The following is a 1,704-nucleotide window of genomic DNA, read 5'->3' on the forward strand; positions in this document are numbered from 1 at the left end:
CTCCATCGTCTATTTTCGCAACCTGCAATTGATTGCCAAAAGCAGAAGCGTAAAGGAATAAACCATGCGTAGATCGATATCGCCTCGGGTCGAATGCCTGGGCCTGATGCTGCTTGCCCTGTTGTTGATCGGCGCGGGGCTGGGGTTGCGCCAGGCACAGAATGTGGACGAAGAGCGCTTCCTCGGTGTCGCACTGGAGATGCTGCAAAATGGCTCGTGGCTGATCCCGCACCGTGCCGCCGAGATCTACGGCGACAAGCCGCCGATTTTCATGTGGGCGGTGGCGTTCTTCACCTGGCTGACCGGCAAGCCGAACATCGCCCTCTATATACCGGGGCTGTTTTCGGCGGTGACGGTCACGGCGATGGTCTATGACCTGGGCCGTCGCTTGTGGACCCAGCGTACCGGTCGCAACGCCGCGCTGCTGTACCTGGCGACGTACCAGACCTACAGCATTTTGCGCACCGGTCAGATCGACAGCCTGTTGATTCTGTTCACCTCCCTGGGCCTGTACGGTCTGGCGCGACACCTGCTGGTCGGCCCGGCGTGGCGCTGGTTTTACGCAGGCTGCGCGGCCATGGGCATTGGCGTGATCACCAAAGGCGTGGGTTTTCTGCCGGCGTTGTTGCTGATTCCTTACGCCTATGCGGTGCGCAAGGACTGGCCTGGTGTGGTGGCCATGCCCGGCGAGGCACGCAAGTGGTTGCTGGGGTTTGCCGTGATGCTCGCGGCGATTGCGATCTGGTTGTTGCCCCTGGCCTTGTCCATTGCATTCCATGGTTCGGCAGATGAAATTGCCTATGCGCGGGAGATCCTCCTGCACCAGACCGCAGGCCGTTATGCCGCGGCGTGGCATCACCGCGAACCATTCTGGTACTTCTTCACCAACGTGATTCCGCAGTACTGGCTACCGTTGGTGCTGGTGCTGCCATGGCTGGTGCCGGCCTGGCGCCGTCAGTTGCAAAAACGCGACGGGCGAGTGTTGGTAGTGCTCGGTTGGGTGGTGCTGGTGGTGCTGTTTTTCTGCATCAGCAGCGGCAAGCGCAAGTTGTACATCTACCCGGCGCTGCCTGGGCTGGTGCTGGTCGCCGCGCCGTTGATTCCGTGGATGCTCAAGCGCTGGTTCAAAAAGCACCCGCGTTTGCGTCGGGTGTTCCCGGCACTGGTCGCGACCTGGTTTGTGCTGTGGTTCGCCCGTGGTTTCATCGAACCGCTCAAGGAAGGCACCAATATTGATCAGGTGCTTATGGCGCAGGCGGCGACCATGACCCAAGGAGCCGATCTGGTGCTGGTCAACTGGGAGGAGGGGCACTGGTTGTTCGCCCGTCAGCCGATCGTGCATTTCGGTATGGACTACTCGACCATCGAGAAGGCCGCGCTGTATCTGCGCGAACACCCCAAGGCCTACGCTTTGGTGCCGGATGACGTATTGAACCAGTGCTTCAAACCCGAAGCGGCCCGTGAACTGGGTGAAAACTCCCGGGCGAACTGGTCGATCGTGGGCGCGGATGCCGACAACGGCAAATGCCTCCCGCAAGAGGCCGGCAAAGCCTATCGGTTCACCTGGAATGACCCACACATGCCAGTACAGGCGGCTAATCCCTGAGGGCAAAAAAGGGGCCGCTTGAACTAATAGGCGAACCCCAGACGCTACGCCTTCCTTGTAGCAGCTGCCGAAGGCGGCGTCCGGCTGCGCAGCAGTCG

Annotated in this window: 1 protein-coding gene; it reads left to right on the forward strand. The window is 60.8% G+C overall.

What is annotated here, in order from left to right; translation table 11 throughout:
- The first annotated feature begins 64 nt into the window (after positions 1–64).
- On the forward strand, positions 65–1,606 hold the full coding sequence (locus PMI28_RS02455; protein WP_007991999.1) for an ArnT family glycosyltransferase: 1,542 nt from the start codon (positions 65–67) through the stop codon (positions 1,604–1,606).
- The last annotated feature ends 98 nt before the right edge of the window (positions 1,607–1,704 follow it).

The organism is Pseudomonas sp. GM48 (genome assembly GCF_000282335.1).
Taxonomy (GTDB): Bacteria; Pseudomonadota; Gammaproteobacteria; order Pseudomonadales; family Pseudomonadaceae; genus Aquipseudomonas.